This window comes from Micromonospora sp. CA-269861 (assembly GCF_050948505.1).
Taxonomy (GTDB): Bacteria; Actinomycetota; Actinomycetes; order Mycobacteriales; family Micromonosporaceae; genus Micromonospora.
Window position 1 is genome coordinate 2628208 of the sequence record NZ_CP192014.1, and the last position, 24717, is coordinate 2652924.

Consider the following 24717-nt stretch of genomic DNA (forward strand, 5'->3'; position numbering starts at 1 on the left):
CTCAGCCCACTGCCTTCGCCCAGTTCGTCGCCAGGCTCTCCTTGGCCTTCGCAGTCTGCGCGTCGGTGAGGAACACCGGCCCGCCGCTGGTGGTCGGCAGCTTGCCGTACGCAGCCTGGTCGATCGTCCCGGCCTTCGCCATGGCGTCGGCCCGGACCGGACGCGCGCCCCCGCCGAGCCACAGGTTCTGGCCCTCGTCGGAGTAGAGGTACTCCTGCCACAACCGAGCCGCGGCGGGGTGCGGGGCGTCCTTGCTGATCGCCTGCACGTAGTACGAGCCGACAACGGCGTTCGCCGGTACGACAGTCTTCCAGTCGACCTTGCCCTGGAGCTTCGCCCCCTGGGCCACGTTCAGGTAGTCCCAGTCGATGACGACAGGCGTCTGGCCGGACTCGATGGTGGCCGGGGTCGGGTCCACCGGCAGGAAGTTGCCGGCCTTCTTCAGCGCGCCGAAGAAGTCGACTCCCTTGCTGACGTCGTCAGCCGAGCCACCGCTGCCCAGGGCCGCCATGACCACGCCGCTGAACGCCGCGCCGGCCTGGGTCGGGTCACCGTTGAGCGCCACCTTGCCCTTGAACTCCGGCTTGAGCAGGTCGGCAACGCTCTGCGGCGCCGGCACCTTGCTGCTGTCGTAGCCGATCGACATGTAGCCGCCGTAGTCGTTGACCCAGGTGCCGTTGGCGTCCTTGAGCGCCGCCGGCACGTCGTCCCAGGTCGCCACCTTGTAGGGGGCGAACATCGGCAGGTTGGCCGAGGCCACGGCTCCGCTGAGGTCGAACACGTCAGGCGCGGTGTCCTGACCCTTCAGCTGGTTCGCCGCGTTGATCTCGTCCTGACTCGACGCGTCCGGCTGGGCGGAGTTGACCTTGACCCCGTACTTCGCGGTGAAGCCCTTGATGATCTCGCCGTAGTTGGCCCAGTCCGGCGGCAGCGCGATCACGTTCAGCTGCCCCTCCTTCTTGGCCTCGGCAACGAGCTTGTCCAGCCCGCCGAGGTCGGCCACGCTGAGGGCCTTGGCGGCGTCGCTGTTCGACCCCGCGCCCTCCTTGGTCGGGGGGGAGCAAGCGGCAATGGCGAGCAGCGTCGTGGACGCCGCGAGTAGCGCAGCTGTTCGGGCAACCGAGATTCGCACACTTCCTCCTTCTACGCCGATACGGCGTTCGGCCGGCACGGACTGCGCCCTTTTCGGCAGTCGCACGGCCGTGACTGCCTCGAACATCATGCCCGTCGGCAATCCGAGAGCCACTATTGCAAATCAAAGCCCCGATGAACGTACGGCGCTATCCAGGGGAACTGTCGGCTCCATGGTGGTCGGCCTGCGAGGTATGGGTACGCGCTGCTACCGACTGTCCGAAACTGGTACGCCGATCAGCTCGGGCCACCGAGCGATCGACGCTTGTGCGATACCTCTGGTCAGGATTCCGGCGGCGATGTACCGGCTGTTCCGGTGCCACAGTCGTAGCAGCTCAGCACGGGTCGGGGCCTGCGGGTGCCACATTTGGGGCGGCCAACGCCCCGGCACCGAGTGCGGCATTAAGCAGGAATCCGCACGGGTTCCATCGCAGCGATGACAACGCAGTTCAATGCACCGAGGTGATCACGACAAAATTCGGCAGGTATCGGTATTTGAAATGGATGAAGTGGAGAGCGGAGCGAACGCAGCGTCTCGTGGTCGCCCCCGATTTCCTGGCCGACCTGCGCATCTTCCACGACATCGGGCACGCCGACGCCGGCCAGCTCGAAGCCAAGCTCGCCCGGCTCGATCGAGATCCGACATCACTCCCCGAGCCGGGGCTGCCGCGCTGAGCGGTGATCTGCCTCGACCTGGCCTGTGGTTTGTCACAAACCAACCGCGCGGATCGACGTCCCTTCCGAAGCCACCTCGGAAGGGAGCACACCGGATGCGTATCGTCGTTCTCGGCGCGAACGGGGGCACGGGCCGTCGCCTGGTACAGCAGGCGCTGGACGCCGGCCATGACGTACGGGCGGTGACCCGGCAGCCGCAGTCGTTCCCGGTCAGAGGCCCCGGCCTGGAGGTGGTGGCCGCCGATGCCACAGTGGGGGTCCCGGTGAGTGGTGCCGCCGTGGTGCTGTCGACGCTCGGAACGCCGTTCAGTCGCCGACCGGTGCGGCTCTACAGCCACAGCACCGCGACGGTCCTGGCCGCGATGCGCCGCGAGGGTGTGCGGCGGCTCGTCGTCGTCAGTTCCAGCGCCACCGAGCCGCATCACCATGCCGAGGGCGGATTCCTGCTCAACCGCGTCATCCAGCCGTTGGTCACCGCCACGATCGGCAAGTCCACCTATGACGACATGCGCGCCATGGAGAAGCTGGTGCGGGAGAGCAACCTCGACTGGACGATCGTGCGCCCGTCGGGGTTGTTCGACAGCGACAGCATCACCCGCTACCGGCTCTCCGAGAGTCGCTCCGACGGCATCTTCACCAGCCGCGCCGACCTGGCGGCCTGTCTGCTGGCCCAGGCCACCGACACCGCCTGGGTCAAGCGGACCGTGGCCGTCACCACCGCCGAGGGCACTCCGACGCTGCTGGCGATGCTGCGGCGGGAAGCGTTCGGGAAATAGGGACATGGACGACCAGCAGTGGTTCGCCGAGCAGTTGGCGCAGCACCGCCCGCATCTGCGGGCCGTTGCCTATCGACTGCTGGGATCGCAGACCGAGGTCGACGACGCGCTGCAGGAGGCGTGGCTGCGCACGACGCGCGTCGACCCGACCGCGATCATCAACCCCGCGGCATGGCTGACCACGCTCGTCGGGCGGGTGTGCATCGACATGCTGCGGGCCCGACAGGCGCGCCGCGAGCAGTTGAGCGCAACCTGGGAGCCGCTGGTCAGTGAGTACGGGGATCCGGAGGAAGCCAGCCTGCACACAGATGCGGTCGGCATCGCGTTGCTCGTGGTGCTGGACAGCCTCGAGCCCGCCGAACGACTCGCGGTCGTGCTGCACGACATGTTCGGCATGCCGTTCGAGCAGGTGGCCGCCGTCGTGGGACGTACACCGGCGGCCACCAGGCAGCTTGCCAGCCGAGCCCGGCGGCGACTGCGCGAGGGCGCTCCGCAGCCCCGGGCCGGCCTGCCCGCCCAGCGACGTGTCGTCGACGCGTTTCTGGCCGCTGCCCGCGCCGGCGACTTCGACGCCCTGCTGACCCTGCTGGACCCCGACGTGGTGTTCCGCTCCGACCACGGGCGCCGGGCACGGCTCGCACCGGCAGTGCTCACCGGTGCCCGTGCCGTGGCCACCCGCGCGGCCGACGCCGGGCCACAATTCGCGCGCCTCTGCGCTCCCGCGGTGGTCAATGGAGCCGCCGGGGTCGTCGCCCGCGACCGGCGCGGCAGGCCCGTCGCCGTCGTCGGCTTCACCGTCCACGACGAACGCATCGTCGCCATCGACATGGTCCTCGACCCGGACAAGCTCCGTTGATGGCCGAGTGACCGTCCCAGCTCAGGTCGCGATGGGGCAGCCGCGAATCGTAGCGGGGCTATGCATGGGGCAGGATCGCCGTGTTCGCGGTGGGCCCCTGGTCGAACTCGTCGCGGTTTCGGGCGATGTCGCTCTGGTGGTCACGGATCCAGTGCACGAGTCCGTCCACGGCCTCGCTCAGTGAGCGGCCAAGTGGCGTCAGGGCGTACTCCACCCTCGGGGGTACTTCCGGGTATGCGGTCCTGGTCACCAACCCATCGCGGGTGAGGGCACGCAGCGTTTGGCTGAGCATCCGCTGGGAGATGCCGGCGACCCGCTCGTGCAGCGCGGTGAAGCGCAGGGGGCCGGACGCCAGGACCGTGACGGTCAGCAGCGTCCACTTGTCGCCCACCCGCGTCAGCACGTCGCGGACGAGCTCGATCGTCTGGACGCAGTCCGGCGCGACCCCGCGCTGCGCGAGTTCGCCACCAAGAGGGCTTGTCATGGCTTTTGTTCCTCATACGTCAGTAGCTGACTTCAAAGTGCGTGTGGGAGAGCCGGATTAGAACTGCAGGACAAACGATTCTTACTAATAGTAACTGAGATGCGGTCACCCTCTGTGTGGCCGGGACAGCGGGAGGGCGCAATGGTCCGGCACGACACGTTCACGATCTCGCGGCACCTCGACGTGCCGCCGGGCGAGGTATTCGCGGCATTCGCCGACACCGCGATCAGGCGGCGGTGGTTCGTTCTCCCCGGCCGCGGGGCCTCGTATGAGCACGACTTCCGGGTGGGCGGTGGCGAGACGGCGCGCAGCACCTTCACCGGGCCGGACACCGCGCCGGAACTGCTGGAGTACCGATCGCGGTACATCGACATCGCGGGCACCCACCGGATCGTCTACGGCTACGAGGCCATCGTCGACGGCGAACTGCGATGGACCTCGCTGGTCACCGTCCGGCTCGACGCCGAGACAGATGGAACCCGCCTGGAATGGACGGAACAGGCGACTTTTGTCAGATACACGGGGGACGGCAGTGCGGATCTGGCGCACCTGCGCGGAGGGAGCGTGCTGCGGCTGAACGGCCTCGACGCGGTCTGCCGCTCTTCGACGAGCCGCGGTCACCACTACTCGGCTGTACCGCCGCTGTAGCTGCTTCTGGAGGTGACGTCCGTACCCTCTCGCCATGATCAGCATTGCGCGGGCAACGCGGGCCGTCGCGGTGGTCTGGCGGGGTGGGCGGGCCAACCTGGTGGCATACGTCGTGCTCGCGCCGATCGCGGGCGTCCTTCCGGTGCTGGCGGCCTGGCTCACCAAGCTCGTCCTCGACCGGTTGGTGAACGCCTCGGGCGGCGGGATTCTCGGGGTGACGTCCATGCTGGCGGGGGTCTCCGTCGGCCTTGCCCTCGTACCGCACCTCACGAACTATCTGCGGGCGGACCTCGGGCGCTCATCCGCGGTGGTCGCGCTCGATCAGCTGTACGCGGCGACCGACCGCCTCGCCGGCCTGCGCCGGCTGGAGGAGCCGGCGTTCCAGGACACGCTGCGGATGGCCGAGCAGGCTGGGCGGGATGGACCTGGCCGCTGCGTCGACGGCCTGATCGGCCTGGTGCAGGGGGCGGTTCTGCTGACCGGCTTCCTCGGCACCCTTGTGGTGATCAGCCCGGTGATGGCTGCGCTGGTGGCCGCAGGCGGCGTGCCGGTGCTGGTCGCTGAGCTCCGGCTGAGCCGACGACGGGCGAAGATGCTGTGGGAGATCGGGCCGGGCGAGCGGCGCGAGATGTTCTACGCCAGCCTGTTGACCAGCTTGTCCGCGGCGAAGGAGGTACGCCTGCTGCGGCTGGGCGGGCTGTTTCGCCGCCGGATGCTCACCGAACTGGGCACGGCAGGTGCGGCACGACGGGCCCAGGAGCGCCGGGAGGTACGCGCCCAGGGACTCCTCGCCGTGCTGAGCGCGGCGCTGTCCGGCGGCGGCCTGGTGTGGGTCGTCGCCACGGCCCGGTCCGGCGGGCTCACGGTAGGCGACGTGGCCATCTTCATCGGCGCGGTCGCCGGGGTGCAGACCAGCCTGGCCACCCTGATCGACCATCTCGCCGGCATCCACCAGGCGATGCTGCTGCTGGCGCACTACGAGCAGGTCGTCACCTGCCCACCGGATCTGCCGGAGCCGGCCGAGCCACGGGCGGTCGCCCCGCTGAGACGGGGTATCGAGTTCCGCGACGTCTGGTTCCGCTACGGTCCAGATCACCCGTGGGTGTTGCGGGGAGTTGACCTGTTCATCCCCTGTGGACAGGCGGTGGCCCTGGTCGGCCACAACGGCGCCGGCAAGAGCACACTGGTCAAGTTGCTGTGCCGGTTCTACGACCCGACCCGGGGCGCGGTCCTGTGGGACGGCGTCGACCTCCGCGAGCTGCCCGTCGACGATCTGCGGGCCCGGATCGGCGCGGTGTTCCAGGACTACATGACGTACGACCTGACGGCGGCGGAGAACATCTGGCTCGGCGATGTCGACCCGGCGAGCCCGGACCACGTACGCGCCGAGGACGCGGACCGGATCGCCGACGCCGCGCGCCGGGCCGGTATCCACGAGACCATCGAGGGCCTGCCGCGCGGGTACGACACGATGCTGTCGCGGACGTTCGAACTCGACGGTGACCCGGCGGATGCCGGCGTACTGCTCTCCGGCGGGCAGTGGCAGCGGGTGGCGATCGCCCGGTCGGTGCTGCCCGCGACACGGGACCTGCTCATCCTCGACGAGCCGAGTGCCGGCCTGGACGCCGAGGCCGAGCGCGACATCCAGCTGCGGCTGCGCGAGTATCGGGGCACCCGGACCAGCGTCCTCATCTCGCACCGGCTGGGTACGCTGCGGGACGCCGACCAGATCGTGGCGCTGTCGGGCGGGCGGGTCGTCGAGACGGGCCGGCACGAGGACCTGCTGACCAACAACGGCGTCTACGCCACGCTGTTCCGGATGCAGGCGGCCGGCTACGTCCCGGCCGAGACGGCAGCGCCGGCCGGCTGATCCGCGCCGGCGAGGAACCTCTCCAGTACGCCGTCGCGCCGGCCGGACAGGTCGGCGAAGATCCGGTCCGCGCGCCGCGCGTGCCAGTCCGCCGCCGCGCGCTCGGCATGGACGCCGTGGATCCGGCCGAGCTGGCGCAGAGCGGCTGCCTCGCCGTACCGTTCGCCGGCCGCGCGGACCAGGGCCAGCACCTCCTCGCCGTCCCGATGGGCCGACGCCACGTCGCCGAGCCGCAGGTGCACCTCCGAGCGGCTGAGCAGCGCCTCCCACTCGTCCTCCCGGTTGCCGGTCCGCCGGCACAGCCGCAGGCCGGCGCTGAGCGCCAGCAGGGCCTCCCGGTGCCGCCCGAGCTGGCTGTGCGTCCGGCCGAGGGCGACCAGCGTGATCGCCTCCCCGACGGCATCCTCGTGCTCGCGCCGCATCGTCAGGCAACGGGTCAGGTGTTCGTCGGCGGCCGGGAAGTTGCCCAACTCGAACTCGATCTCGGCCAGGTTGTGCAGGGCCATCGCGAGCCACACCGGTTTCGCGTCGGCGAGGAGCCCGACCGCCGCCCGGACGAGGTCGGCGGCCTGACGCGGGGAGCCCGTACGCTGATGAAACCAGCCGAGGTTCTGCAGCGCCCGCCCCTCACCCTCGCGATCGCCGAGCCGGCGCCACAGCTCCAGCGCTGACTCCAACGCACCGCACGCCGCCTCCGGCGATCCCGTACGCCAGTGCAGCGTCGCCCGCAGCGCGAGCACCGCGGCCCGGGCGGCGCTATCGTCGATGGCGCTCGCCGCCCGTTCACAGACCGCGACCAGGGCAGCGGCCTCCACCCACCGGTTGTGCTTCTGCAGCCACACCGCCAGCGACGGGATCGCCTCCACGCACAGCCGGCTCAGCTGCGGTGCGGCGTCGCAGGCCTGGCTCGCCGCCGCGAGGATGCCGGCCAGCTCGCCGTCGACCCAGCCGACGGCGTCGTCGAGCGTACACAACTCCACGACTGTGGATCCGGTGGCGAGATCGGCCGCCCGCTGCGGGCGCAACAGCTGGCCCGCGCGCAGCACCGTGGTCAGGAAGGCGGCGAGTCCGAGGTGTACCGCGTGCTGACGCTCGGCGGCCGGGTCCGTCTCCTCGGCCAGCTCCGCGCCGTACACCCGGAGCAGGTCGTGGAACCGGAACCGGGTCGGCCCGATCGCGTGCATCAGATGCATGTCGGTGAGCCGGTCCAGCAGTGTCAGTGCGCGTCGTTCCGGTTCCCCGATCGTGACCGCGGCGAGCCGCGCCGGTATCTCCGGCACTCGCAGCAGCGACAGTGTCCGGAAGGCCGCAGCGGCCGCGCGGTCGTCCGGATCGGCGCTGTCGAGCAGTTGGCGGTAGGTGTGCCAGAAGCTGGATCGGATGGCGAGGTCGTCCGCGCGTAGTTCGTCGAGGCGTTCCCGCTCGTTGTCCAGCCGATCCGCCAGGACGCCGACGGACCAGTCGGGGCGGGCCGCCAGCCGGGCGCCGGCGATGCGCAGTGCCAGCGGATACCCGTCGCACAGCAGCACGAGGCGGGCCGCCGCAGCGGGATCCGCCGCCGCCCGTCCGTCGCCGCTGAGCGTGTCGAGGAGCTGGCGGGCCTCAGCGTCGCTGAGCCGGTCCAGCCGGAGCCGGAGCGCGTCCAGGGTGCTCGTCGGCCGGCGGCTGGTGATGAGGACCGCGCAGTGCGGGCCGGCCGGTAGCAGGGGCCGGATCTGCTGGGCGCCGTCCGCGCCGTCCAGGACGATGAGCAGCCGCCGGGCGGCGGTCTCCGACCGGAGCCGCGCGGTGGCCTCGGCCAGCTCGAGCGGCACGTCTCTGGCCGGTACGCCGAGCGCGCGCAGCAGCTGACCGAGCGCCGCCAGCGGTTCGACGCTGGGCACGCCGGGAGCTCCGCCGTGCAGGTCCAGGTAGAGCTGCCCGTCGGGGTAGTGGCTCGCGAGCCGGTGCGCGGCGCGCACCGCCAGGGTCGTCTTGCCCACCCCGCCCGGGCCGTGCAGCACGACCACCGCCGGACCGGTCCGCGACCGGGTCGCCGGGACGCAGGCTCGCTCGATGTCACGCAGCTCATCAGCACGGCCGACGAACGCTGCCGGGTCGGGCGGCAGCTGACGTGGTGGTTCGACTGGACTGGGCTGGTTACCGGGCCCGGGGGCGGGTTGCTCATCAACCGGATTGCTTCCGGTGTCGGGTAAGGACAGTTCCGGGGCGCGGCGCAGGATCGCCTGGTGCAGCCGGGACAGGTCCGCTCCGGGTTCCAGGCCGAGCTGGTCGGCGAAGACCGCCCTGGTCTCCGCGTACGTGGACAGGGCCGCCGGTACGTCGCCCGAGCGGTACAGCGCCAGCATGAGCTGGTGCCGCAGACGCTCCCGGTACGGGTGTGTGGCGAGCAGCAGCCGCAGCTCGCCGGTCACCGCGGCGTGCTCGCCGAGCGCGAGGCGCGCCTGGATCAGCTCCTCGACCAGCGACAGGTGCTGTTCCTCCAGCAAAGTGATCCGGGCGGCGAGTTCAGGCCCCGCGCGGACGTCTTCGGCCGGCCGGCCCCGCCACAGGTCCAGCGCCTCGCGGAACCGCACCGTGGCGGTCTCGTGGTCACCGCCGACGAGGGCCGCGCGGCCCTGCTCGGTCGCGGTCTGGAAGCGGTGCAGGTCCAGTTCGCCCGGGTCGACCCGTAGCTGGTACCCGGCAGCGCTGCTGACCAGACGATCACCGCCGGCCGACCCACCGTCCAGTTCGCTCAGCAGCCGGCGTAGCCCACTGGCGTAGGTGCGCAGGTTCGCCACGGCCGAGTCCGGTGGTTGGTCCCACAGCTCGCCGGTGAGGCGGTCCAGCGACACGCGCTCGTTGGCGGACAGCAACAGGGCGGCCAGCAACGCCCGCTGCTTCTGCGGGCCCACCGGGACGACACGCCCGGCGGCGGCGATTCGCAGTGGGCCGAGCAGCTGAAATCGCAGGTTCACGGCGTCACGGCCATGGTTCGGTCCAGCACGGGCGCCACCTTAGAAACGACGTACGACGATCCGCAGGATTTCACGCGCGACGGTTGTATCGAAGCTGTAGGTCGCCGTGTAGGAGGTCCGCCTACCGTCCAGCATCAATCTAGATCATGAATGGAGGGATCCATGACCCGTCACGTCGGTGCACTGGCGGACCGGTTCTTGGCGCTGATGCTGCCCAAGACCACCGCCTCGGCCGTCTGCCAGCCGTCCTGCACGAACACCCCGATGTGCTGCCGGTTCACCAACACCCGGTTCAAGTGGCGCACCTGCAACAGCTCGTGTGAGTGCTGGTGGAGTACGGAGTGCTGAGCAACGTCCTGTGAGAGCGTCGCGGCCGGGTGATGCCCGGCCGCGACGTGCTGCTGCCCCATCCCACCAGGAGCGAAAACCCATGCCGATAGTCGTCGCCGTCCTCGTCGTCCTCACCACTCTCACGCTGCTGAACCTGCTGCTCATCTTCGGCATCCTGCGGAAGCTGCGCGAGCACACGCAGGAACTGGCCGGCTCGCGCCCACCGGTGACCCTCGCGGTCGGTGCGCAGGTGCCGGCCTTCACCGCACCGACCGCCGGCGGCGACGTCGTGTCCCTCGCCTCGATGCGCGCGTCGGGCGGCCTGGTGGCCTTCCTCGCTCCGGACTGTTCCGGGTGCCAGGAACAGCTGCCCTCGGTGCGGGCGGCGCTCGCCGAGGCGCTCGACACCCCGACGGCGGTGCTCATCGTGCTCACCCGACTGCGCCCGGCACCCGATCGCGACGACCACGAACGCGCCGAGCTGATCGCGGCGTTGGGCGTCCTCGACAGTCGGGCGGCCATCGTCCACGAGCCGCTGGACGGGCCGCTCCAGTCGGCCTTCCAGGTCGCCGCGTTCCCGGCGTTCTACCTCGTCGATGTGGACGGTCGGGTGGCCGGGGTCAGCAACAGCGCCAGCCAGCTATCCAGCATGACCTCGGGGCGCGACGTCGTGTCCGCCGGGCGATGACGTCAGGGCGGCTCGCAGCCGTCGGATGACCACGCCCCGCACCAGCTCCGACGGGAGCGCGCCGAAGGCCCGCGAGTCGAGGCTGTGCCGGGGAGCGTCACCGAGGACGTACACCTGTCCCGCCGGCAGAGCCGCGACCCGCTTGACCATCAGCTGGGTGGCGGCGTCGGCGTCGCCCGCGGTGATCCTGATGCCCGGTGGTGGCAGGCAGACGACGACGGCACCGACCCGCAGACGACGCCGGAACGCCCGCCGGAGCACGAGGAGTTGGTCACCTTCCCGGTACGTCGGGGTCATGCTGTCGCCGTTGACCCCCACCACCTGCAGCAGGGCGCGGGCAACCACCACGGCGACCCCGAGCGCCACCAACGAGCCTGCGGTGATCAGCAGAGCTGGTCCATGCACGGCACCACCGTAGCGGAGTGAGCAGCCCGCCGTCCGGGCCCGCACGGCGACGCCGAGCGGCAGAGAGGAGAAGACATGTCGTACCTGTTGGTGTTCTGCGGTTGCCTGCTCGCCCTGGTCTTCCTGGCCTCGGCCGCGAGCAAGCTCCGGGGGCGAATCGCGTTCCGGGCGTTCGCCGACTCGCTGCGGAGCATGCGCCTGCTGCCGGAACGGGTGGTCGTTCCGGTCGCGGCGGCGGTGGCGGTGGCCGAGGCGACGGTGCCCCTGCTGCTGGTGCCGCTGCCCGTCGCCGCACTGACCACTGTCGCCTTCCTGGTCGCGGCGGCGTTGTTGGCGACCTTCACGGTGGCAGTCGCTGCGGTTCTCCACCGCGGTACGCCGGCGTCCTGCCGGTGCTTCGGCGAAACCGCCGCAGCCCCGTTCGGTCGACATCACCTCGCCCGCAACATCGTGCTGACAGTGGTCGCCGGGGTCGGCGCGTACGCGTCACTCGGCGACCCCGCGGTGACCACCCGGACGGCAGTGCTGGCCGTGCCGCTCGGGGTGGTGGGCGCGCTCATCGTCGTCCGTCTCGACGATCTCGCCGTGCTCTTCTCGCCGGTCACCCCGGTAACGAGCGTCCATCGGGCCCACGAGAGCCGCCGATACGACCGAACGACGGGGAAGTGGTGAAGTCATGAGCATGACCCTGTGGTTCACCCAGGTGACCGCCGAGGAGCTGAACCGGGCGATCGTGGACCCGAGGTGGGCCAGGGAGTGCCTGCTCGATGACGACCGACCGTGTTGCTATCTCGGCAAGGCCTGGGCCGGTATCCAGTTCCTGTTGGACGCCGCGGGGGCGGATGTCGATATCTACCAGGACGCCACCTGCGTCATCGCCAATGGCGACGACGGCCTGAGCATCGTCGGCTGGAACGACGACATGGTCGCCCACGTGGCCCGAACCCTGAGTGCGCTTCCGTTCGAGGCGTTGGCCGGCCACTACGACCCGGAGAAACTGAGCGAGGAGGAGGTCTACCCCAACGGGCGGTTCTGGGACGACGACGAGCACAAATTCCTACGGGACGGCTACGAGGCGCTGGTGACGTTCGTCGAGGCGACGGCGACCTCGGGTGGCGCGGCGATCCGGAGCTTCAACTTCTGAGCCGTGTCCTGCTCTACAGGCTGCGCCACTGTTCTTCACGGGACACCGTTGGAAGATCACGTCGCGTAGCCTGCCGCTGATCGTGATCTTTTGGAGGGCAAGGCATGAACGGGACGACTGTCAGCAGGCGCGCCTTCGGCAAACTGGTGGGCGCGGCGAGCGCGGGAACCCTTACCGGCGCCGCACTGGGCGGCTCGCCCGGCCGGGCGGCACCGCCGCCCATCATGGTGACCACCGGAACGACGGCGGCCTCTCTGTCGCCCTTCGACAGCGCCATGAAGACCTACATGCAGGCCAGGCACATCTCCGCCGGGCAGCTCGCCGTGACCTACAAGGGTCGGCTGGTGCTGGCCTGCGGCTACAGCGACCAATCCGCGTTGATCCAGCCGACGTCGCTGTTCCGGGTGGCCAGTCTGTCGAAATCCCTGACCGCGGCGGCGCTGCTCCGGCTCGTACAGGACGGCAAGCTCAGCCTCGGCGACCCGGTCGGCAAGTACGTCGACCTGACCCCACCGGCCGGCCAGGCGGTGGACCCGCGGCTGGCCAACGTCACCCTGTGGCGAATCCTGCAGCACACCGGCGGCTGGGACCGGGACGCGACCAACTTCGACCCCCTCTTCAAGGACCTGATCATCGCCCGGTCGCTCGGCGTGCCGCTGGGGCTGACCCACGCCGACGTCATCCGGTTCATGTCCGGCCAGCCACTCCTGCACGACCCCGGCTCGTACGTGGCCTACAGCAACTACGGCTACCTCCTGGCCGGCCGGGTGATCGAGGCGGTGACCGGGCAGCCCTACGAGACCTACGTCCGGCAGAAACTGCTGGCCCCGATGGGCATCACCCGGATGGTGACCGGTGACTCGATCGCCCGGCACACCGGTGAGGTCGGGTACGCGTCGCAGTACGACGGCACCACTGTGCTGGACAACTCCGGCGCCATCGTCGACGCCCCGTACGGCACGTTCAACATGCGACTGCACGACGCCAACGGCGGGTGGATCGCCTCGGCCGTGGACCTGGTGCGCTGGGCGTCGGCCTTCGACAGCGGCAGCCCCATCCTGAACAGCACCTCGCTGGGCCGGGCCTGGGCGGTGCCGAACCCGACAGGTGTGAACGCCAACGGCTGGTACTACGGCCTCGGATGGCAGGTACGTCCGGTCACGACCGGCGGCACCGGACGGAACACCTGGCACGTCGGCAGCCTGCCGGGCACGTACAGCATCGTGGCCCGCACCTACCACGGACTGAGCTGGGCGGCTGTGTTCAATCGGCGCGACGACCCCTCCGGGCTGACCTACGGCGACATCGACCCCGCACTCTGGGCCGCCTCCCGCGCGGTGACCAGCTGGCCGACTCACAACCTCTGGTCGAAATACCTCGCGTGACTCCCGCCGCGCCGGTCGGCCCCGCCTGCCGGCCGGCGGGGTCACGCCGTGCGGTAGTGGCCGCTGAGCCGTCCGAGTTTCATGGCCAGGTGCAGGCACAGCCGTTCGTTGCCGTCCTTGAGATCGGTCCCGGCGAGCTGTTCCACCCGTTGCAGCCGGTAGTAGAGGGTGGTCCGGTGCAATCGGAGCTTCTCGGCGGTGGCATGCGCGTTGCCCGCCAGGTCGAGGTAGGCCTCCAGGGTCTCCAGCAGCACCTGGTGGGCATCGTCGCGTAACAGCCGCTCCAGCCCGGGATGGACGCCCGCGACGTCGAGGTGCTGACTGTCCAGTTGCGACAACACCCGGTAGATGCCCAGACCGGCCCAGGAGACCACTCGACCCAGTGCGGGCAGTTGCGTACCGACCCGGGCGGCCTGCGCGGCCTCCTGATAGGACTCGACAGCGCTGGAGAGCCCGGCGCGCGGCTGGCCGATCCCGGTCACGGTGCGTTCCACCGAGGCCAGGCCCCGGGTCGCGGTGCTCAGCGCCTCGTCGAGGTGCCCGGCGGAGGCTTCGGGCGAGGGGCGGCCGGCGACCCGGTCGCCGCAGACTAGCAGCACTCCGTGGTCGTGCCACACGAGGTGCAGCGTCTCCCGTACCCCGATCCACCGGCGGGTGTTGACCAGGGCCTGTTCCAGGGCGATCCGGGCCACCTCGTCGGGCTGCCGCCCGCCGGCCGGCACGAGCTGGGCGACGAGTGCGACTGTCGACCCGTCGGCGACCACCACGCCCTCCTCCAGCAGCGCCCGCGCCGCGTGCTCGCGCGCCTGCCGGCTCTCCACCAGCAGGGTGCGGGTGGCCTCCGTCTCCCGCTGCGCGGCCAGCTCGCCGAGCAGGTTCTCCCGGTACAGGGCCAGCGACAGGTCGGCGAAGGGGCCGGTCGCGGTGGCGATGTCGGCGTCGGTCATCGAACCGTCCGCGTCGATGAACCAGACGAACCCGAGCAGCAGGTCGTCGTGCCGGATCGGCACGCAGACCCTCGCCAGCAGGTCCAGCTCGGCGCACGCAGGGGTGCGGACCGGAGCGTGCGCCGTGATCACGCCCATGGCTCGGAACCAGGCGATCACCTCTGGCGTCGTCTGCCGGCGCAGGATCGACGTCCGGCGGACGTCGTCCATCGGGCCGTCGTGCTCGCTGTAGGCGACCACCCGCTGTCGCCGGTCCTCGATGAGGGCGGGTCGCCCCACCCGGGCGGCGACGGCGTCGACGATTCGCTGGAGCTCACCGTGCATGTAACTCCCCAGGTTGCGCTGCGTGACAGGGATCGCGCGACCGCCAGTCCTTACCCTCCGGTGCGGGTGGGTCATCGCGCAAGGTCCACTGTCGAAGTCGCGACAAAAATGACGGGCGGCGACGTGACGGTTCCGGCATCTGTCCGAAGACCCCGGGCGACAGACGTTCCTAGGGTTCCGGTACGGACCGCACCAGCGCCGCCGCGCACGGTGCGGGTGGGATGGTGGGCGGTGCCGGCGCGGAAAGGGGAGTTCCGAGTGGGAACTGGTCGGCCCTGGCGGGGCGTGCTGGTCGCCGTCACCACGCCGTTCCGCGCCGACCTGTCGGTCGACTTCGACAGGCTCCAGGAACACGTCAGCTGGCTCGCCGCCGAGGGCTGTCACGGCGTCGCGCCGTGCGTGTCGATGGGGGAGTACCGGGCCCTCTCCGACGACGAGCGGGCGGCCGTGGTGAAGGCGACGGTGCAGGCCGCGCCGTCCGGCTGCGCGGTGGTGCCCGGCGTCGGCGGCTACGGCAGCAGGCAGGCCTGCCGCTGGGCGGAGCAGGCCGCCGAGGCCGGCGCCCACGGCGTGCTCGCGCGGCCACCCGACGGGCCCGCCGCCCGCGCCGCCGACGTGGTCGCCCACTATCGGGAGGTGGCGGCGGTCGGCCTGCCGGTGGTCGCCCACAACGAGCCGTACGACACCCGGTTGGACCTCACGCCGGACCTGTTGGCCACCGTCGCCGAGATCGACGGGATCGTCGCGGTCAAGGAGGTCACCGGCGACGTACGCAGGTTGCATCGTCTGCGGGACCTCTGCCCGCACGTCGACGTGCTGGTCGGCGCCGACGACGTGGTGCTCGAACTGGTGCTGTGCGGCGCCACGGGGTGGGTCGCCACACTGCCCAACGCGCTGCCCCGCCAGGCCGTGCGCCTGTACGAGTTGTGCGTCGCCCGCGACCTGGGCCGGGCGCTGCCGCTCTACGCCGAGCTGCACCCGATCCTCGGCTGGGCCTCCCGGCCGGAAGCCGTGCAGGCCGTCAAGTTCGCCATGGAGTGCGCCGGGCGGTTCGGCGGGCGGTGCCGTCCACCGCGTGGGCCCCTGCCCGGGCCCGCCACCGACCGGGTGCGCCGGGACGTGCTGCGGGCCCTCGCGGCAACGGCCGAACCGGCTTCCGGGGCCGGCCCTGGCTGATCCGCCGGTGGGCGCCGGTCCTTCAGGTGTCGGAAGTCGCCGGCCCACCTGCCGACATCTGCACGGTGACCGGCACCGGCCCGCCCTCCTAGATTCGCTGCGCGGCCTGCTGACAGGTGTTCCGCGACAAGCCCCCACCGGGACGCCGGCACCGCGTTCCCTCCGACGAGAGGTGGTTCCGTGCACCGTGCTACCCCCCACCGAACCCGGCTGAGGCGGGCCGTGCTGGCCGCAGCCGTGGCTACCACGCTCGTGGCGACCGGGGCGGCGCAGGCCGCCGCGGCCCCGGCCAACCCGGCCGGCGGCACCGCGCCGTTCCAGGTCCTGGACCCGCAGGCCTGGCAGAACCCGGACACGATGACCTGGAACGACTACAAGGCCGTGCCCGGCAAGAACTGGGCCGACCCGAGCGTGTCGGGTTCGGTCCGCAACTTCAAGATCGCCCTGGTGGCGCTCGACTATCCTGACGAGACGTTCGCGGTCTCCCAGCGGGCCCGCTCGACGGTCTTCGGCAACCCCCAGTCCGTCGCGACCAACATTCCCCGGGCGGACGTGCCGAAGTTCTACCAGGACTTCCTGAACACCCCGAACACCCTCAACAAGGGCCACACCCTGCACGAGTACTGGATGCAGGACTCCAACGGCCGCTACGGCGTCGACCTCGCCGGGTTCGGGCCGTACCAGATGCCGGCGAAGTCCTACCAGTACGGGCTGGACAACGGGTTCAACCCGGGCGCTTGTCCGAGCGGGGACGTGTGCAGCAAGAACATCCGCACCGACGGCCTGGGCGCCTGGCGGGCGGCCGTCGGCGAGGAGGTCGCCAACCAGTACGAGCTGGTGTTCATCCTCAGCGCCGGCCAGGACGAGTCGTCGACCTGGCAGGAGTTCGGGCAGATGATCTTCCAGAACAAGGAGGACGTGCCGGACGCCTGGGGCCCGCCGGACCCCAACCTGCCGAACTGGGCGAAGACCCGCTACGTGGACTGGACCTCGTGGAAGGCGGCGGCGGCACTGTGGCCGAACGCCGGCGGCGGCTCCTCGACGCAGGGGGAGAGCTCCGGCATGGGCGTCTACGCCCACGAGTTGACCCACCTGCTGGGCATCGGCGACAACTACAACAACCCGTACGGCGAGCCGCTGCGCAGGGCGTACACGGGGATCTGGAGCATGATGTCGCGCGGGTCGTTCAACGGCCCGGGCGGTCCGCACACCCGCTGGCAGATTCCGCCGACCAACGGCGGCTCGATGGGCTCGCTGCACACCGTGCGGGACAAGCTCAAGATCGGCCTGCTCGGTGAGGAGCACGTGCTGCGGCTGTCGCGGGAGTCGCTGGCCTCCACGGGCATGGTGGTCGCGCAGGTCACGGCGCGTGCGGTCGACGCCGGTCCGAAGGGCCTGACCGGTGTGAACATCGCGCTGAACAAGGATCTGTCGCCCGCGTGTGGTGTCAGCACCGACCCTCTGTGCGACGGTGGCAACTTCAACAACTACACCGTCGAGGTCGTCGACCGGATGGGCGCGGACTCCTTCACCCCGGACAGTGGCGTGCTGCTGAGCAAGACGAAGAACGCCGACAGCGCGCCGTTCCAGTGGGTGGTGGACGCCAACCCGCAGGACATCGACATGATCGACTTCTATCGGCCGGACGGCACCCCGCAGAAGATCACCATGGGTGACTACCGGCAGCTCTCCGACGCGCTGTTCCACGCCGGCGCGGACACCGGCAGCCAGTACGAGTACGTCGACGAGGCCAACCGGCTGCACTTCTACATCATCAACCTCAAGCGGGACTCGGCCGGCTCGCTCTCCTACACGGTGGCGGTGCGTTCGCTGGACGGCACCGGCGGGCCGAGCAGCCACGACGTGGCGCTGGGCAAGGGCGAGGTGACCGGCGGCGGCAAGCCGACCAACCGCGGGGTGACCTGCTCGTTCGAGCTGACCAACACCGGTTCGTACTCGGCCGGCGGGCAGCAGCACCCGGAGAACGTCAGCGCGTACCTGAAGTCGGACGTCTACCGCCTGTCGGCGGAGGTGGCCGGCAAGGGCTGGCGGACCTGGCTGCCGAACCAGCTCGCGACCGCGCAGTTCGGCAAGGCCACCACGGTCGAGGTGTCGGTGGGTGCCACCGCCGCCGCCGCGGCCACCGGTTTCGTGAAGCTCACCGCGACCTCGGAGAGCGACCCGACGAAGACGGTGACCAAGCAATGCCGGGTCGAGAAGTCCTGACCGGCGCCCGAGGTTGACCCCGTTCCTGCCGGGTCCGCGGCGGCTTGCCGCCGCGGACCCGGGCAGGCGGGTGAGAGGAGGATGATGTGCGGCGAAGCGCCATGACTCTGCTGCCCCTGTTGCTGGCCGGCGCGACCGGCTGCGGTGCCGTCGGCGCCGCCGAGGAGGCGGTCTCCCCGACGACCGTCCGGGTCCTGGTTCGCGACATCAACATCCGGGCCGCGGGCGTGGACTGCGCCGGTACCGGTCCCTACCAGCACTTCCACAACCGGGCGCCGTTCCGCGTGCTCGACCCGGACGGTGCGGCGCTGGCCACCGGGCAGCTGCCGGCGGGGACCTCGGTGGCCGCCTTCGCCGAGGACCTGGGGGTCGAGCGGCTACCCACCTACTGTGAGTTCGCCGTCGGAGTGCGCGTGCCGCAGCGGGCCTCCTACCGGCTGGAGGTGGACGGGCGGCCGGCGCTCGACCTGACACCGGACAGCAGCGAGGGCCCGGCGCTGGTCGCGGTGGTCCCGTCATGAGGCGGGCACTCCTGCCGCTGGTGCTGGCGGTGGCGCTGCTGGGCGGATGCAGCACGCCCGAGCCCGAGCCCACGCCGGCGCCCGTCGGAGGGGCGGCGGCGCTGCCCGGGCCGGTCCCCGCCGACCTGGCGTTGCGCCCGGCGCCCGGCGGCGCCCCGGCCGCCCCGGCGTTCACCGGCGCGCTGACCGACGGCACACCGTTCGCCGCCGCCGAGCTGTGGGCGCAGCGCCCCGTCGTTTTCACCTTCTTCAGCTCCTGGTGCACCACCTGCGCCAGCCGCCAGGCCGCCCTCAGTGAGCTTGCCCGCAGCTACCGGGACCGGGTGGTCTTCGTCGGAGTGGCCGGCGCGGACCAGGCCGACGAGGTCCAGGACTACCTCCGCGCGCACCGGGTGGAGTATCCGGTCGTCCTGGACGAGGGGCAGACGATCTGGCGTTCGTACGCGGTCCGGGAGCCCCCGGCCGTCGTGCTGGTGGCCAAGGGTGGCGCCCTGCTCCGCGGCTGGCCCGGTGGCCTGGACGCCCCGACACTCGACCGGCGGCTGCGGGAACTGGTGCTGGCCGGCCAGTCGTAGTCCGTCGCCCGCACCCCGTCGAACCACACCCGACGAAGTTCCTACACGTGCAGGTGGTGGCACCGGCCACCGGCTCGTAGCGTCGGCAGCCTCGGACATATCAAGGAGACTGCATGGCTACAGTGGGAACGCGCTGGCGTAGAGGCGTGGCCGTACTGTCCGCGGCGGTGCTCGCCGCCCTCGGCGCGGCGCCGCAGGCGCTGGCGGCGGACAGCCCGCCGTCGATCGTCGTCCAGGACGGTGTCACCCAGCCGGTGTTCGGCTACGCCGACGCCATTCGGGAACGCCTCTTCATCGACTCCACCTTCGACAGCGACAACGACGGTCTGCGCGACATCATCGCGTTCGACCTGATGCGCCCGGCGGCCACCGCACAAGGGCTCAAGGCCCCGGTGGTGATGGACGCCAGCCCCTACTACTCGACGGTCTGCCGGGGCAACGAGTCCGAGTGCAAGGCGGACCTCGACGGCGACGGGCTGCTGGACAAGTGGCCGTTGTTCTACGACAACTACTTCGTGCCGCGCGGCTACGCGGTCATCCTGCTGGACATGGTCGGCACCAACAACTCCACCGGCTGCCCGACCACCAACGCCAACCAGGACAACCTGAGCGCCAAGCAGGCCATCAACTGGCTCAACGGCCGGGCCACCGCCCGTAACGCCGCCGGTGAGATCGTCACGGCGGACTGGCACAACGGCAAGACCGGGATGATCGGCAAGTCGTACGACGGCTCGCTGGCCATGGCCACGGCGGTGACCGGCGTGAAGGGCCTGACCACTGTCGTGCCCATCAGCGGACCGACCGAGTACTACGACTACGTGCGCAGCAACGGTGTGATCACCCGCGGCAACAGCTACGTGTCGTCGCTGGCCAACACGGTCACCAACCCCGAGCGCCGGGACTACTGCAAACCGGTGCGCGACGCGATCGGGGCCGCCGACGGCGACGAGCACGGCGACTACACGTCGTTCTGGAACGAGCGCAGCTACGTCAAGAAGGTCCCCAACGTCACCGCCAGCGTGCTGCTCTACCACGGCCTCAACGACGACAACGTCCGGCCGGACCACTTCAGCAAGTTCTGGTACGCCCTGGCGGAGAACAACGTGCCGCGCAAGCTGTGGCTGTCGCAGGAGGGCCACGTCGACCCGTTCGACTCGCGCCGCGCGGTGTGGGTGTCGACGCTGCACCGGTGGTTCGACTTCTGGCTGCAGAACGTCGCCAACGGCATCATGGATGAGCCGCGGGTGGACCTGGAGCGGTCCGCCGACGTGTGGGAGACCCACGCCGACTGGCCGGTCCCGGGCAAGGCCGACACGGAGGTGTTCCTCCAGCCCGGCACGACCGGCGCAGGCGGTCTCGGGCTGGTGCCCACCGCGAAGCCGGCGACCGGGGCGTTCCAGGACAGCCGTACGCAGAGCCAGAACACCATGATCCTCAACCCGGACGTGGTGCAGCCCAACCGGCTGGCCTTCCTCTCCGCGCCACTCACCGCGCCGCTGCACATCTCCGGCACCCCCACCGTGCAACTGCGCGCCTCCGCCGACCAGGCCGACACCAACCTCGGGGCGATCCTGGTCGACTACGGCACCGACGAGCGGGTCGCCCACCGGGCCTCCGGCGAGGGAATCATCACCCTGACCACCGAGGACTGCTGGGGCCAGACCAGCCCGACCGACGACGGCTGCTACAAGCAGACGACGAAGCGGGTGGCCACCGCCGACTACGAGCTGGTCACCAAGGGCATCATGGACGCCCAGAACCGGCAGTCGATCCGCGTCGGCGTGCCGCTGGTGCCGGGGGAGTCGTACAACTTCAGCTTCCCGCTGCTGCCGGAGGACTATGTCTTCAAGCCCGGCCACCGGATCGGCGTGATCATCGTCGCCAGCTACCCGCAGTACTCCAGCCAGGCGGACACCACCGCCGCGAACCTGAAGGTCGCGCTGAAGAGCAGCAACATCGTCCTACCTGTGGTCGGCGGCACCGCCGCCGCGCACGCCGCCGGTCTCTGACCGGCTGACCGGGGGACGGCCGCCCGAACGGCGGCCGTCCCCACGGGTACTGCGGATGGTTCCGAGGGTCAGCGGACCGAGGCGGGCTGGACCCGCTCGAACCGCACCTTGCTCAGCCACCCCGGGAGGTCACTGAGCACGTACACCTCGCCGTTCACATCGGCGCCGAACGCCGTCGGCTGGGTGGGGAAGGTGCCGATCTCAGCGGACTCGTAACCACCCGTGGACTTGGGACGCACGGCGAAAGCGCGGGTCGAGCAGTAGTCGCTCGCGATGTAGGTCCCCCGCGCCTCCGGGGTGACCGACCCCCGGTACACCAGGCCGCCGATTATGGAGCAGTTCTCCGTCATGTAGTGGTCGTACTCGACGACCGGGTCGGTGAGCCGCACACCCGGCCGGCACTGCGTCTCGTCGAAGACCGGCGTGCCCTCTCGGCAGGACCAACCGAGGTTCGCCCCACGCTGGGACGGGCGAATGTGGTTGATCTCCTCGATCAGGCCCTGGCCGACATCACCGATCCACAGCGAGCCGTCGACCGGATCGACGGAGAACTTCCACGGGTTGCGCAGCCCGTAGACCCAGATCTCCGGTCGCGCGCCCGCCGTGCGGACGAACGGGTTGTCGAAGGGTACGCAGTAGGGCTTGCCCCCGCAGGTGCGGTTGACGTCGATCCGCAGGATCTTGCCGAGCAGGGTGCCGAGGTTCTGACCGCTCTTGAACGGGTCGTTCGCGTAGCCGCCGTCGCCGAGGGACCAGTACAGGTAGCCGTCGCGGCCGAAGGCTACCTGTCCGCCGTTGTGGTTGCCGTACTCGGCGTGCTCCTGCGTCAGCAGCACCTGCACCCGACTGGGAGCGCCGAGAGGCACTCGCGCCAGGGTCAGCGCGCCGGCCGGAAGGCTCGTGTACGCCACGTAGAGGATCCCGGTCCGCGCGAAGTTCGGCGCAGGCGTGATGCCGAGCAGACCGCGCTCGTTGTCCGACGTGTCGATGCGGGCGGACAGGTCGAGCACCGGCTCGGCCGCCAACCCGGTGTCGGGGTGGTAGGCGCGGACGGTGCCGTTCTTCTCCGCGATCAGCATCCGGCCATCCGGCAGCCCGGTGATCGCGATGGGACGCTGCAGACCGAAAGCCACCCGTTCGGACACCACGGTCAGCTCAGCGAGTGGCGCAGCGCGGGGGAGGGATTTGCTGGCCGCGGCGGTGCCGGCCACCGCCGCCGGTGGCATCAGGGACGCAGCCAGGGCCAGCACGAGCAGCCCGGCCAGCATGGTGGCCGGGCGATAACGCGGTCGTGACATGTGCAGCTCCTCGAGTAAGTAGGTGGTGGATTTATTCTGGGAGCGTTCCCACGGTACATCGGCTTGGATCAATATCCAACCGATGTCATGCCGCCTCCCGTCCGTCACCCAGGCCCTGACACAGAGGCGGCGTCGCTGATCTCCCGCGAGCGGCTGCACCAGGTGTCGTTGCGGCCGGATGAGGAGTGACGCAACTCGTCCGGCTGCCGGCTCGTTGGGGACAGGGGCGGACGGAGGCGGACGATGGCAGCGGGGCGGGGTGCCGAACTGCTGCGTCCTCCCACCAGTTCGGGTCGGGCGACGTTCCTGGAGCTCTTCTTCGACCTGGCCTTCGTTGTGGCCCTCACCCGGGTCTCGCAACGATTCGCCGACCTGAGCGATGACACTGGCTGGGCGCTCGTCACGGGGTTCGGACGTACCCTGCTGCTCTTTCTGGCGCTCTGGTTGATCTGGTCGCACACCGCCTGGATCACCAGTCGCTACGAACCGGAGCAGCCGATCATCCAGGCCGTCGTGATCGGCACCATGTTCTCCGGCTTGATCATGGCGGTGACGTTGCCGCGTGCCATGGAGGAGCGTGCGTTGCCGTTCGCGGTGGCGTACCTGATGGTGATGGTGGTGCGGCCGCTGGTGATCGCCGCCGCGCTGCGTGGCCACCCGCGACGGTTGGTGCCGTTCCGGCTTGCCGTGTGGGCTGTGGTGAGCGCGCCTCTGTGGCTGGCCGGCGCGTTGGGTCCGGACCGACTTCGTCTGCCGTTGTGGGCTGCCGCCCTCGCCGTCGACTACCTCGCCTGGGCCCTGGGCTGGCCGCTGCCGTGGCTCGGGGTCTCGAAGGTGAGTCGCTGGCGGATCGCGGGGACGCACCTCGCCGATCGTTACCAGCAGATGTTTCTCATCGCACTAGGTGAGTCGATCCTGGTCATCGGCGTGGTTTTCAGCGGCGCGGACTATTCCGCCGAGCGGGCAGCCGCCTTCGCGGTCGCGTTCACCACCAGCGCCCTGCTCTGGCGGATCTACTTCCACCGCGCCGGTCTGCTGTTGACCGATGCGTTGGAACGGGTGGTCATGCCCGGCCGGCTGGGCACGGCCTCGGAACGGACGCATCTGCTGATCGTGCTCAGCGTGCTCGTCACGGCGGTCGGCTACGAACTGGTGATCGACCATCCGTTCGGGGCGCCGCGGCCCAGTTGGCTCCTGTTCGTGGTGGGCGGTCCACTGCTCTTTCTCGTCGCCGGTATGCGGCTGGAGTATGAGATCTTTGGCCGGATCTCCCGTTCCCGCCTGATCGGACTGGTGGCTCTGCTGTTGTCCACGCCGGCCTTGGTCTACTGGAGGCCGATGGTCGGGCTGAGCGTGGTGGCCGGAGTGCTGGCCCTGGTCGCGCTGCTCGACGCGCGGCGCAGCTCGGGACAGTCGCTGGAGCTTCCCGCCTCGCCGATCGGGCGGGGGGAGGCATCCGACGTTCGCGATTCCGAGGCGTGACAGCGTGCTGTGGCCGACCTGCGACCACGTGGAGACGCCACGGGCAGCTAGTCGGCGGATTCGGTCGACTGGCGTTCGGTATTGATCAGAAGAAGGCCTTCGACGCCGCGGAGGAAGGTCTCGGACACCAGCGCGGGGTCGAAGAGGCATCCGGCGGCCATGGCGCCGTCGCGGAGCATGACGAAGTGGCGCGCGGCGGGATCCGCGGTCTCCTGGTGCACCTGCGCCATCAACGTGCTGAGGGTGTCCAGGAACCACTGCCGGTGGGCGATGATCTCCTGGCGTACGGGATGGTCCGCGCCGGGGTACTCCGCCGCGGCGTTCAGGAAGGCGCACCCACGGAACCCGGGGGACTGGATGTTCTGCGCGATGGAGCCGGCAATGGCCCGGAGTGGTTCGACAGGCGATGAGTTGGTGGCGATGGCCGCCTCGACCGTGTCGCGCTCCATCTCATGGACCTCACGCAGGTAGGCGAGGATGAGATCGTCCTTGCTGGGGAAGTGCCGGTAGAACGTCGCCCGGGTCACCTTCGCCTCGGAAATGATCCGGTCGATGCCGACGGAATGGATGCCTTCCGAGTAGAAGATCCTGGTTGCCGTCGTGAGCAGCCGCAGACGCGCCTCAGAGGGCCGAGTGTCGGGTTTGCCGTGCGTCATACCACCCACCTTAGCGGATAGAACGTTCGGTCTGATGGACGCGAGCGGCGTCAGGTTCGGCGGCGCCAAGGTGGATAGAACGTTCGGTCTTGACGATAGGGGTTGAGCCTGCCATGCTGGGTAGGTAGAACGTTCGGTCTCCCTACCTCTC

At 70.2% G+C, this 24717-nt stretch carries 23 protein-coding genes; 16 read left to right on the forward strand and 7 right to left on the reverse strand.

Annotated elements, in window-relative coordinates:
- Window position 1: 1 nt before the first annotated feature.
- Window positions 2-1132 (reverse strand): ABC transporter substrate-binding protein, encoded by a 1131-nt coding sequence (locus ACQP0U_RS12120; RefSeq protein ID WP_433318411.1) that lies wholly within the window; start codon window positions 1130-1132, stop codon window positions 2-4.
- Window positions 1133-1593: 461 nt separating this feature from the next.
- Here ACQP0U_RS12120 and ACQP0U_RS12125 point away from each other — a divergent pair, with 461 nt between their 5' ends.
- From ACQP0U_RS12125 to ACQP0U_RS12135, 3 genes are all read left to right on the forward strand, one after another.
- Complete coding sequence (locus ACQP0U_RS12125) at window positions 1594-1806, forward strand: hypothetical protein (protein WP_433318412.1); 213 nt, start codon at window positions 1594-1596, stop codon at window positions 1804-1806.
- A gap of 95 nt (window positions 1807-1901) precedes the next feature.
- The gene (locus ACQP0U_RS12130) at window positions 1902-2582 is read left to right on the forward strand and encodes an NAD(P)-dependent oxidoreductase (RefSeq protein WP_433318414.1); all 681 of its coding nucleotides are present in this window, start codon (window positions 1902-1904) and stop codon (window positions 2580-2582) included.
- A gap of 4 nt (window positions 2583-2586) precedes the next feature.
- Window positions 2587-3438 (forward strand): sigma-70 family RNA polymerase sigma factor, encoded by an 852-nt coding sequence (locus ACQP0U_RS12135; protein WP_433318416.1) that lies wholly within the window; start codon window positions 2587-2589, stop codon window positions 3436-3438.
- A gap of 58 nt (window positions 3439-3496) precedes the next feature.
- Here ACQP0U_RS12135 and ACQP0U_RS12140 read toward each other — a convergent pair whose 3' ends face one another.
- The gene (locus tag ACQP0U_RS12140) at window positions 3497-3922 is read right to left on the reverse strand and encodes a winged helix-turn-helix transcriptional regulator (protein ID WP_433318418.1); all 426 of its coding nucleotides are present in this window, start codon (window positions 3920-3922) and stop codon (window positions 3497-3499) included.
- 141 nt (window positions 3923-4063) lie between these two features.
- Here ACQP0U_RS12140 and ACQP0U_RS12145 point away from each other — a divergent pair, with 141 nt between their 5' ends.
- Window positions 4064-4570: an SRPBCC domain-containing protein gene (locus tag ACQP0U_RS12145; protein WP_433318420.1), complete on the forward strand. Its 507-nt coding sequence runs from the start codon at window positions 4064-4066 to the stop codon at window positions 4568-4570.
- Between the two features lie 34 nt (window positions 4571-4604).
- Window positions 4605-6440, forward strand: a complete 1836-nt coding sequence (locus ACQP0U_RS12150) for an ABC transporter ATP-binding protein (protein WP_433318422.1) — start codon at window positions 4605-4607, stop codon at window positions 6438-6440.
- Here ACQP0U_RS12150 and ACQP0U_RS12155 read toward each other — a convergent pair.
- Window positions 6404-9400, reverse strand: a complete 2997-nt coding sequence (locus tag ACQP0U_RS12155) for an AfsR/SARP family transcriptional regulator (protein ID WP_433318424.1) — start codon at window positions 9398-9400, stop codon at window positions 6404-6406. The two genes, ACQP0U_RS12150 and ACQP0U_RS12155, sit on opposite strands and share 37 nt — an antisense overlap.
- Window positions 9401-9562: 162 nt before the next feature.
- On the opposite strand from ACQP0U_RS12155, the gene ACQP0U_RS12160 reads away from it, so the two are divergent.
- Both ACQP0U_RS12160 and ACQP0U_RS12165 read left to right on the forward strand, forming a co-directional pair.
- Window positions 9563-9748 carry a hypothetical protein gene (locus ACQP0U_RS12160; RefSeq protein ID WP_433318425.1) on the forward strand — a complete coding sequence of 62 codons (186 nt, stop codon included), beginning with the start codon at window positions 9563-9565 and terminating at the stop codon, window positions 9746-9748.
- A gap of 82 nt (window positions 9749-9830) precedes the next feature.
- A complete protein-coding gene (locus ACQP0U_RS12165; RefSeq protein WP_433318426.1) occupies window positions 9831-10418 on the forward strand; it encodes a peroxiredoxin family protein in 588 nt (195 codons plus the stop codon).
- Here the strand turns inward: ACQP0U_RS12165 and ACQP0U_RS12170 are convergent.
- Window positions 10371-10823 carry a S26 family signal peptidase gene (locus tag ACQP0U_RS12170; RefSeq protein ID WP_433318428.1) on the reverse strand — a complete coding sequence of 151 codons (453 nt, stop codon included), beginning with the start codon at window positions 10821-10823 and terminating at the stop codon, window positions 10371-10373. The genes ACQP0U_RS12165 and ACQP0U_RS12170 overlap by 48 nt on opposite strands.
- 75 nt (window positions 10824-10898) lie before the next feature.
- Between ACQP0U_RS12170 and ACQP0U_RS12175 the strand changes: the two genes are divergently transcribed.
- From ACQP0U_RS12175 to ACQP0U_RS12185, 3 genes are all read left to right on the forward strand, one after another.
- Entirely contained in the window at window positions 10899-11495 is a 597-nt protein-coding gene (locus tag ACQP0U_RS12175) for a MauE/DoxX family redox-associated membrane protein (RefSeq protein ID WP_433318430.1), read from the forward strand.
- Window positions 11496-11499: 4 nt separating this feature from the next.
- A complete protein-coding gene (locus ACQP0U_RS12180) occupies window positions 11500-11967 on the forward strand; it encodes a DUF1877 family protein (protein ID WP_433318432.1) in 468 nt (155 codons plus the stop codon).
- Between the two features lie 104 nt (window positions 11968-12071).
- Window positions 12072-13352 (forward strand): serine hydrolase domain-containing protein, encoded by a 1281-nt coding sequence (locus tag ACQP0U_RS12185; protein ID WP_433318434.1) that lies wholly within the window; start codon window positions 12072-12074, stop codon window positions 13350-13352.
- 41 nt (window positions 13353-13393) lie between these two features.
- Here ACQP0U_RS12185 and ACQP0U_RS12190 read toward each other — a convergent pair whose 3' ends face one another.
- A complete protein-coding gene (locus tag ACQP0U_RS12190; RefSeq protein WP_433318435.1) occupies window positions 13394-14623 on the reverse strand; it encodes a PucR family transcriptional regulator in 1230 nt (409 codons plus the stop codon).
- A gap of 258 nt (window positions 14624-14881) precedes the next feature.
- Here ACQP0U_RS12190 and ACQP0U_RS12195 point away from each other — a divergent pair, with 258 nt between their 5' ends.
- The 5 genes from ACQP0U_RS12195 (at window position 14882) to ACQP0U_RS12215 (ending at window position 21130) form a co-directional block, all read left to right on the forward strand.
- Complete coding sequence (locus ACQP0U_RS12195; protein WP_433318437.1) at window positions 14882-15799, forward strand: dihydrodipicolinate synthase family protein; 918 nt, start codon at window positions 14882-14884, stop codon at window positions 15797-15799.
- 180 nt (window positions 15800-15979) lie between these two features.
- The gene (locus ACQP0U_RS12200; RefSeq protein WP_433318439.1) at window positions 15980-18025 is read left to right on the forward strand and encodes a M6 family metalloprotease domain-containing protein; all 2046 of its coding nucleotides are present in this window, start codon (window positions 15980-15982) and stop codon (window positions 18023-18025) included.
- 101 nt (window positions 18026-18126) lie between these two features.
- Complete coding sequence (locus ACQP0U_RS12205) at window positions 18127-18546, forward strand: hypothetical protein (protein ID WP_433318441.1); 420 nt, start codon at window positions 18127-18129, stop codon at window positions 18544-18546.
- Window positions 18543-19121, forward strand: coding sequence for a TlpA family protein disulfide reductase (locus ACQP0U_RS12210; protein ID WP_433318443.1), 579 nt, complete (start codon window positions 18543-18545; stop codon window positions 19119-19121). Before ACQP0U_RS12205 ends, ACQP0U_RS12210 begins: the two co-directional genes overlap by 4 nt.
- A 113-nt stretch (window positions 19122-19234) precedes the next feature.
- The gene (locus tag ACQP0U_RS12215; protein ID WP_433318445.1) at window positions 19235-21130 is read left to right on the forward strand and encodes a CocE/NonD family hydrolase; all 1896 of its coding nucleotides are present in this window, start codon (window positions 19235-19237) and stop codon (window positions 21128-21130) included.
- Between the two features lie 68 nt (window positions 21131-21198).
- On the opposite strand, the gene ACQP0U_RS12220 is transcribed toward ACQP0U_RS12215, so the two are convergent.
- Window positions 21199-22428, reverse strand: a complete 1230-nt coding sequence (locus tag ACQP0U_RS12220) for a PQQ-dependent sugar dehydrogenase (protein WP_433318447.1) — start codon at window positions 22426-22428, stop codon at window positions 21199-21201.
- 243 nt (window positions 22429-22671) lie between these two features.
- Between ACQP0U_RS12220 and ACQP0U_RS12225 the strand changes: the two genes are divergently transcribed.
- A complete protein-coding gene (locus ACQP0U_RS12225) occupies window positions 22672-23910 on the forward strand; it encodes a low temperature requirement protein A (protein ID WP_433318449.1) in 1239 nt (412 codons plus the stop codon).
- 47 nt (window positions 23911-23957) lie between these two features.
- Here the strand turns inward: ACQP0U_RS12225 and ACQP0U_RS12230 are convergent, their stop codons facing one another.
- On the reverse strand, window positions 23958-24566 hold the full coding sequence (locus ACQP0U_RS12230; RefSeq protein ID WP_433318450.1) for a TetR/AcrR family transcriptional regulator: 609 nt from the start codon (window positions 24564-24566) through the stop codon (window positions 23958-23960).
- Window positions 24567-24717: the final 151 nt, after the last annotated feature.

Coding starts and splice junctions, on each gene's coding strand:
- ACQP0U_RS12130 (WP_433318414.1), top strand. CDS start 1,902: ATGCGTATCGTCGTTCTCGGCGCGAACGGGGGCACGGGCCGTCGCCTG.
- ACQP0U_RS12135 (WP_433318416.1), top strand. CDS start 2,587: ATGGACGACCAGCAGTGGTTCGCCGAGCAGTTGGCGCAGCACCGCCCG.
- ACQP0U_RS12140 (WP_433318418.1), bottom strand. CDS start 3,922: ATGACAAGCCCTCTTGGTGGCGAACTCGCGCAGCGCGGGGTCGCGCCG.
- ACQP0U_RS12145 (WP_433318420.1), top strand. CDS start 4,064: ATGGTCCGGCACGACACGTTCACGATCTCGCGGCACCTCGACGTGCCG.
- ACQP0U_RS12150 (WP_433318422.1), top strand. CDS start 4,605: ATGATCAGCATTGCGCGGGCAACGCGGGCCGTCGCGGTGGTCTGGCGG.
- ACQP0U_RS12160 (WP_433318425.1), top strand. CDS start 9,563: ATGACCCGTCACGTCGGTGCACTGGCGGACCGGTTCTTGGCGCTGATG.
- ACQP0U_RS12165 (WP_433318426.1), top strand. CDS start 9,831: ATGCCGATAGTCGTCGCCGTCCTCGTCGTCCTCACCACTCTCACGCTG.
- ACQP0U_RS12175 (WP_433318430.1), top strand. CDS start 10,899: ATGTCGTACCTGTTGGTGTTCTGCGGTTGCCTGCTCGCCCTGGTCTTC.
- ACQP0U_RS12180 (WP_433318432.1), top strand. CDS start 11,500: ATGAGCATGACCCTGTGGTTCACCCAGGTGACCGCCGAGGAGCTGAAC.
- ACQP0U_RS12185 (WP_433318434.1), top strand. CDS start 12,072: ATGAACGGGACGACTGTCAGCAGGCGCGCCTTCGGCAAACTGGTGGGC.
- ACQP0U_RS12190 (WP_433318435.1), bottom strand. CDS start 14,623: ATGCACGGTGAGCTCCAGCGAATCGTCGACGCCGTCGCCGCCCGGGTG.
- ACQP0U_RS12205 (WP_433318441.1), top strand. CDS start 18,127: ATGACTCTGCTGCCCCTGTTGCTGGCCGGCGCGACCGGCTGCGGTGCC.
- ACQP0U_RS12210 (WP_433318443.1), top strand. CDS start 18,543: ATGAGGCGGGCACTCCTGCCGCTGGTGCTGGCGGTGGCGCTGCTGGGC.
- ACQP0U_RS12215 (WP_433318445.1), top strand. CDS start 19,235: ATGGCTACAGTGGGAACGCGCTGGCGTAGAGGCGTGGCCGTACTGTCC.
- ACQP0U_RS12220 (WP_433318447.1), bottom strand. CDS start 22,428: ATGTCACGACCGCGTTATCGCCCGGCCACCATGCTGGCCGGGCTGCTC.
- ACQP0U_RS12225 (WP_433318449.1), top strand. CDS start 22,672: ATGGCAGCGGGGCGGGGTGCCGAACTGCTGCGTCCTCCCACCAGTTCG.
- ACQP0U_RS12230 (WP_433318450.1), bottom strand. CDS start 24,566: ATGACGCACGGCAAACCCGACACTCGGCCCTCTGAGGCGCGTCTGCGG.